At 34.7% G+C, this 6000-nt stretch carries 7 protein-coding genes; 5 read left to right on the top strand and 2 right to left on the bottom strand.

Annotation, left to right across the window (positions count from 1 at the left end; all coding sequences use genetic code 11):
• Nucleotides 1–326: VOC family protein (locus tag AACU95_RS10535; RefSeq protein ID WP_161737057.1), on the top strand; the 326-nt coding region annotated here is incomplete at its 5' end.
• 88 nt (nucleotides 327–414) lie between these two features.
• On the opposite strand, the gene AACU95_RS10530 is transcribed toward AACU95_RS10535, so the two are convergent.
• Entirely contained in the window at nucleotides 415–717 is a 303-nt protein-coding gene (locus tag AACU95_RS10530; protein WP_062814284.1) for a putative quinol monooxygenase, read from the bottom strand.
• Nucleotides 718–1157: 440 nt separating this feature from the next.
• Between AACU95_RS10530 and leuE the strand changes: the two genes are divergently transcribed.
• Both leuE and ttcA read left to right on the top strand, forming a co-directional pair.
• Nucleotides 1158–1826: a leucine efflux protein LeuE gene (gene leuE, locus AACU95_RS10525; RefSeq protein WP_004243084.1), complete on the top strand. Its 669-nt coding sequence runs from the start codon at nucleotides 1158–1160 to the stop codon at nucleotides 1824–1826.
• A gap of 348 nt (nucleotides 1827–2174) precedes the next feature.
• A complete protein-coding gene (gene ttcA, locus AACU95_RS10520) occupies nucleotides 2175–3095 on the top strand; it encodes a tRNA 2-thiocytidine(32) synthetase TtcA (RefSeq protein ID WP_049219573.1) in 921 nt (306 codons plus the stop codon).
• 314 nt (nucleotides 3096–3409) lie between these two features.
• Here ttcA and zntB read toward each other — a convergent pair whose 3' ends face one another.
• Complete coding sequence (zntB, locus tag AACU95_RS10515) at nucleotides 3410–4393, bottom strand: zinc transporter ZntB (protein WP_012367976.1); 984 nt, start codon at nucleotides 4391–4393, stop codon at nucleotides 3410–3412.
• Nucleotides 4394–4757: 364 nt separating this feature from the next.
• Here zntB and AACU95_RS10510 point away from each other — a divergent pair, with 364 nt between their 5' ends.
• Both AACU95_RS10510 and AACU95_RS10505 read left to right on the top strand, forming a co-directional pair.
• Entirely contained in the window at nucleotides 4758–5090 is a 333-nt protein-coding gene (locus AACU95_RS10510) for a DUF4377 domain-containing protein (RefSeq protein ID WP_004248145.1), read from the top strand.
• Between the two features lie 292 nt (nucleotides 5091–5382).
• Nucleotides 5383–5943: an outer membrane beta-barrel protein gene (locus AACU95_RS10505; RefSeq protein ID WP_004243090.1), complete on the top strand. Its 561-nt coding sequence runs from the start codon at nucleotides 5383–5385 to the stop codon at nucleotides 5941–5943.
• Nucleotides 5944–6000: the final 57 nt, after the last annotated feature.

Below are 6000 nucleotides of genomic sequence, written 5' to 3'. Positions count from 1 at the left end.
ATTTTTATTGTCAAATACTGGGGCTTACCCTATTAAATGAAAAATACCGTGAAGAAATACAATCTTGGAAAGCTGAGCTTGCGTTAGGTACAGTCTACCAAATTGAATTATTTAGCTTCCCAGATGCGCCAGCACGTTTAAGTTACCCAGAAGCACGTGGTCTACGCCATGTGGCATTTGCAGTGGACGATCTTGATGCTTCAGTTGCTTATTTACAACAAAACAATATTCAATGTGAGCCAATACGTATTGATCCTAGTAGCCAAAAACGTTTTACCTTTTTTCAAGATCCCGATGGCTTACCTTTAGAGCTTTATTCAATATAGTTCACAACATATAACAAGGCCGCAATAAATAATGCGGCCCCAATTAATATATTATTTATTAATACGTTAAAATATAGACATAAAATGATTAATCTATATTTTTATCAAATACACTATTGACTAAAGTGATTTTTGACTCTGCTTTTGTATATTGTTTAATCATCGGAATGATGCGACGAAAATGTTCACTATTACAATGAATATCTAATGCTTCTTTATTTGGCCATGATTCAATAAAAATAAAGTGACCGGGATCTTTCTCATCAACAAATAAATCATAGCTAATACAACGTGCTTCTTGTTGGCTAGCTTTCACCAATTCTTGGTAAAGTGGTAAGACCGTTTCTATTGATCCTGATTTAATAAAATCTTCTGCAATAACCTTTATCATAAATATCCCTTACTATTAATATAGAATGGTGATGAGCTACTATTTACTATTATAGAGGTTATATTATGATTAAAAATAATAGAAAAATTCAAACATAATACCGCCCAAACCAATAGGGTTTAATGGCCCAAAAAGACCAATAGGTAGAAAAGTGGTTGCCATGATCTATTTCCTTAGTTTTATATGCAAGTGTATACGTTGCTATTATTTTTGATAAAAATAGATAAATCAATAAGATAAACTCTACTTTTTAAGATAATATTTACCCTATTCACTTTTGTTCTGTATCACGATGATCTTCCCCCCTATTTTCTACTAAAAAACAACTTACTTTCTGTATAAAAATCATTATTTACGAATAATTATGCTAAAAGTGTATAAAAATAGGCGTTTAAATTTTTCTGTTTCTCTTTATATAATAACAGGTCAACGTTTATATCATGTACAGTAAAAGTATGGGGGTTACTGTGTGGCTTGAACAATTTGGAGTGCTCAATATTTGGACATATCTTGCGGGTATGTTCTTTATTATTATCGTCCCCGGCCCTAATTCCCTTTATGTGCTTAAAACCAGTGCATCAAGAGGAGTTGGTGCAGGTTATCGAGCCGCATTAGGGGTTTTTATTGGCGATGCTATCTTAATTTTCTTAGCATTTATCGGTGTGGCATCAGTTATTAAAGCCTCTCCTGTGCTTTTTACTATTGTCCGTTTCTTAGGTGCTTTTTATCTACTCTATCTCGGTATCAAAATTATTCATGCTAACTTCTTTGCCAAAAAGCAAAGCCATACTGAGACAAACTGTATTCAAGAGCATGTATTTCGTAAGGCATTAACATTAAGCTTAACCAACCCCAAAGCGATTTTGTTTTATATCTCCTTTTTTGTGCAATTTATCGACTTTAACTATGCACATACTGGTTTATCCTACTTGATCTTAGCTTCTATGCTTGAAGCATTTAGCTTTGTTTATCTCTCTTTTCTTATTTTTGGTGGTGTAGCATTGGCGCGTTTCTTCGGTTCACGTAAAAATATCGCTAAACTGGGAAATGGTATTGTTGGGCTATTTTTTATGGGGTTTGCTACCAAACTTGCCACACTCTCCTCTTAAATAGACGTCCTTTCGTGACTTAAATAAGAGGCTGTTGTTATCAATAGCGATTATCTTTATAGTAATCGCTAATTTCCCCGTTACTATCTTGGTCAGTAAGTCAGCCCCACAGGGTGGCGATTATTTTACTTAGCAGTTTCGAAATGCGCTATGCTTCTGTTATCATTGTCGGCTTATCATTTCCTTGCAATAAGTGGTAATTAAATTTTGCTTTTTAGCTTTATTCGTTTAAACGCATAGATATTATGTTATTCCGATAAAGCACCTCACGCAACAAATTGAAAATAAAGCAGAAAACCTCTTTAAAGTAAGTTAAAAAACCTTAGCAACGATATAGAACCGTAAAAAATGAGCATCCCAAAAGAGCAATATAATTTTAACAAATTACAAAAACGCTTACGCCGTAACGTTGGGCAAGCTATCGCTGATTTTAATATGATTGAAGATGGCGATAAAATCATGGTGTGCCTTTCTGGCGGGAAAGATAGCTATACTCTCCTATCTATCTTAATGAATTTGCAAAAAAGCGCGCCAATACAATTTTCCTTAATTGCCGTTAATTTAGATCAAAAACAACCGGGCTTCCCTGAGCATATTTTACCTGAATATCTTGAGCAACTGGGTGTAGAGTATAAAATTGTTGAAGAGAATACTTACGGTATTGTAAAAGAGATCATTCCAGAAGGTAAAACCACCTGTTCACTTTGCTCTCGCTTACGTCGTGGTATTTTATACCGTACAGCCACCGAAGTTGGGGCAACAAAAATTGCTTTAGGTCACCATCGTGATGATATTTTAGAAACGCTGTTTCTGAACATGTTTTATGGTGGAAAGCTAAAGGGCATGCCACCTAAATTAATGAGTGATGACGGAAAACATATCATTATTCGTCCATTGGCTTATGCCCGAGAAAAAGACATTGAGCGTTTTGCTCAAGCAAAAAATTTCCCTATTATTCCCTGTAATCTTTGTGGCTCTCAACCTAACTTGCAACGCCAAGTGATCAAAGAGATGCTAAGAGATTGGGATAAACGTTACCCTGGGCGCATTGAAACCATGTTTAGGGCAACCCAAAATATTGTTCCGTCGCATCTATGTGATACCCAATTATTTGACTTTGCTAATATCAAACAGGGTGATGAGATTATTAACGGCGGTGATCTAGCATTTGATAAGGATGATATTCCAACAAGCCCTATTCTTTCCAATGATGAAGATGAGCGTCCTGATTTTAGCCAAGCTAGATTGGATGTTGTTGAGGTAAAATAAGCATAGCCAGTATTATCCCTAGCAAACCATCGTCGTTGCGCTGGGGTTTAATATGCTTTACTTATGACGAGAATAATAAGCAAAAAAAAACCGATGTTTATTTAACATCGGTGTAATAATGGTCAATTATTCTGTATTAAGAACTCAATATGAGAAAAACTACAATTATGGAGCACAACGTTCATCGCTCAACGTTGTATTCACCTGCGAGAGTTATAATGCCAGATGTTGGCATTTAAAAAATTGATATATCTCAAACAGAGTTAGAGAATTCTTTTTTAAATCCATTTAGTTACGATTAATTTGCTGAAATTTCACAACCACCTACTACGCTTTAACCACCAAGCAACAATCACAATCAAGAAAAACAGTGAAAAGCAAAATATAGCAAAGCCATAAGGAAATTCATTACCGGGGATCCCCCCTAAATTAACCCCAAATAGTCCTGTCAAAAAGGTCGTGGGCAAAAATAGCATCGCCATTAATGACATGGTATATGTTCGCCTGTTCATCGCATCTGCCATCATTGAAGTAATTTCATCAGCAATAACGGCTGTACGAGAAATACTACTATCTAAATCTTCTAATCGACGCGAGAGACGTTCTGATATTTCAACCAAGCTAATGCGATCACTGTCGCTCATCCAAGGTAATTTTTCGATAGAGAGTCGGGAGAATACATCACGTTGTGGCGCCATATAACGACGTAACACAATCAGTTGCTTACGTAGCAATGCCAATTCACCTCGAGCCGGAATTTGCTGATCGAGGATCATATCTTCCAACTCAATTAATTGGTCATGAAGTGTTTCAACAAAATCACCTATTTCATCTGTCACTGCATCGGCCATAGTGATCAACCAACTACCACTATTTTCTGGACCATCACCCACTTCTAAAGAGTGGATCACCGAATCAACGGAATTAACGCGACGATGTCGGCTCGAAATAATCATTTGACCATTAATATAAATACGATACGCAATCAGTTCATCCGGCCGATCATCGGGGTTGTTATTAATCGTTTGCAAATTAATAATAACCCCTTCCCCGATACGCTGTGCCTTAGGTCGAACATTTTCAGCTAAAAGCACATCTTTTGCGATAGGAGGAAGTAACTCAGTCTGATTAATCCACTGATCACTTTTGGGTTTACGATAATCGAGATGAACCCAAAAAGGCCTTTCATTACTTGCTATGCTATTAGCCGTGATCGGCATAATTCCGCCATGCCCATTAAGCTGAGCCATATAGATAGCATCAGAATCTTCGATTATAGCGTTATTGACACTTTTCATTATTCGTCCTCCTTGATACCATCATTTAAAATATAATTTTATGCTTTTTTCTAAAATCATGTAAACAATCAATAATATTGCCTTTATTTGATTATGTTGCAAGAGGTTAAATCAAGCCACTATTTAGCCTAGATTAACGCCATCACATCCTTCCATCTACAACAACATTATTGAGTAAAATATTTTCTACTTTAAGATTTTTACACTAAAATAAGCATTAATTATTAGGTTATGATAGATTTTTCAATATATGCCTATATTTAGGTTATCGATTAGCACTAGATATTAGTCATAAAAATGAAATTTACTTAAAATAAACGCAAATATTTAATTAATTTGTCGCCCCTGAAATAAGGCTACTAATATGAAAAAGTTTCTCACCATTCCTTTATTTTTACTTTTAGCAGGATGCAATACAGCGACAGGAACCAACACCCAAGTTATGAACGATTCGACAAAAACACTACTTATTGACTCTCAGCTTTATGATTGTGTTGGTGTTGCGCCAATGAAATGCATGAAAGTAAAAGAATTACCTGCTGGTGAATGGTCTCTCTTCTATCAAAATATCGAAGGATTTGATTACCAAGCGGGAACGCAGTACAAAGTAAAAGTCAAAGTTACAGATATTCCTAATCCTCCTGCGGATGCACCAAGCATCAAATATACACTGGTTGAGATCTTAGATAAAAAGTAAGTAACTCACTAGCTAAACAATGGATTTTCGGATCCATTGTTTATTTCGCTATTATTACGCTTTCCTTTAGCTATAAATTATAAATAAGATCCAATAATAATAACGATTATTTATAAAATATCTTATATTATCTAAAATTATAGTAATTACCCTTCTATTAATACCAAAATAATTTCTTTTAACTCAATAAGAATGCTAGTTTTTTTTAAGAATCATTCCAAAGAAATTAACTTGAAATATGTTATTAACTCACTAAAAATATCGCCATCTCCAACAAATTAGATACGCGATAATGAAAAAAAATCTTATTTTATTTATAAGCTTTATTTTACCTTTCTCTCCATCACTACATGCTTTTGAGAATAATCAGGCAATTTATGGCGGTTACATATATGGAAAAATAAAAAACCACAAAGCAAATGGTGCAATAATAAGTTATCACTATGGATCCGATATTCACTGGGGAATGTTACTTTCATTACTGCATATCAAGTCAACACATCAAAGCCATTTTATAGACGCTAGCTCACTTAAGCTAGGCACAAAAGATGAACATGCAAAGGTTTCTGCATTATTAATAGGCCCAACGTATCGAATTACACCTTCTTTGGCTATCTACGCCCAAATGGGGCCTAAAAAATTAAAATATCGAGTTGATAAAAGTTATTCAGGCGTTGCGGTAACCGATACCATTATCGTCGACACCACCAATGTGATGTTTCAAGCGGGTATTGATTATAGCCTTAGAAAAAATGTAGGCATTAATCTTGGCTATTTACATTCAGATACTGAGTCAAACAAACATAATATTAGACTAAATAGTATCCAATTATCCTTAGGCTATCGTTTTTAATGTTTTATAAATATGCGATAACATAAGTTAAAAATAATCTTATCAATTTTATTTGTT

Origin of the sequence: Proteus sp. G4415, from assembly GCF_963896075.1 — a bacterium.
GTDB lineage: Bacteria > Pseudomonadota > Gammaproteobacteria > Enterobacterales > Enterobacteriaceae > Proteus > Proteus mirabilis.
This window is presented reverse-complemented; position numbering and strand designations above follow the sequence as displayed.

What these genes read in the sequence shown, in the direction of transcription:
- AACU95_RS10530 (WP_062814284.1), bottom strand. Translation starts at nt 717, where the DNA reads ATGATAAAGGTTATTGCAGAAGATTTTATTAAATCAGGATCAATAGAA.
- leuE (WP_004243084.1), top strand. Translation starts at nt 1,158, where the DNA reads ATGTACAGTAAAAGTATGGGGGTTACTGTGTGGCTTGAACAATTTGGA.
- ttcA (WP_049219573.1), top strand. Translation starts at nt 2,175, where the DNA reads ATGAGCATCCCAAAAGAGCAATATAATTTTAACAAATTACAAAAACGC.
- zntB (WP_012367976.1), bottom strand. Translation starts at nt 4,393, where the DNA reads ATGAAAAGTGTCAATAACGCTATAATCGAAGATTCTGATGCTATCTAT.
- AACU95_RS10510 (WP_004248145.1), top strand. Translation starts at nt 4,758, where the DNA reads ATGAAAAAGTTTCTCACCATTCCTTTATTTTTACTTTTAGCAGGATGC.
- AACU95_RS10505 (WP_004243090.1), top strand. Translation starts at nt 5,383, where the DNA reads ATGAAAAAAAATCTTATTTTATTTATAAGCTTTATTTTACCTTTCTCT.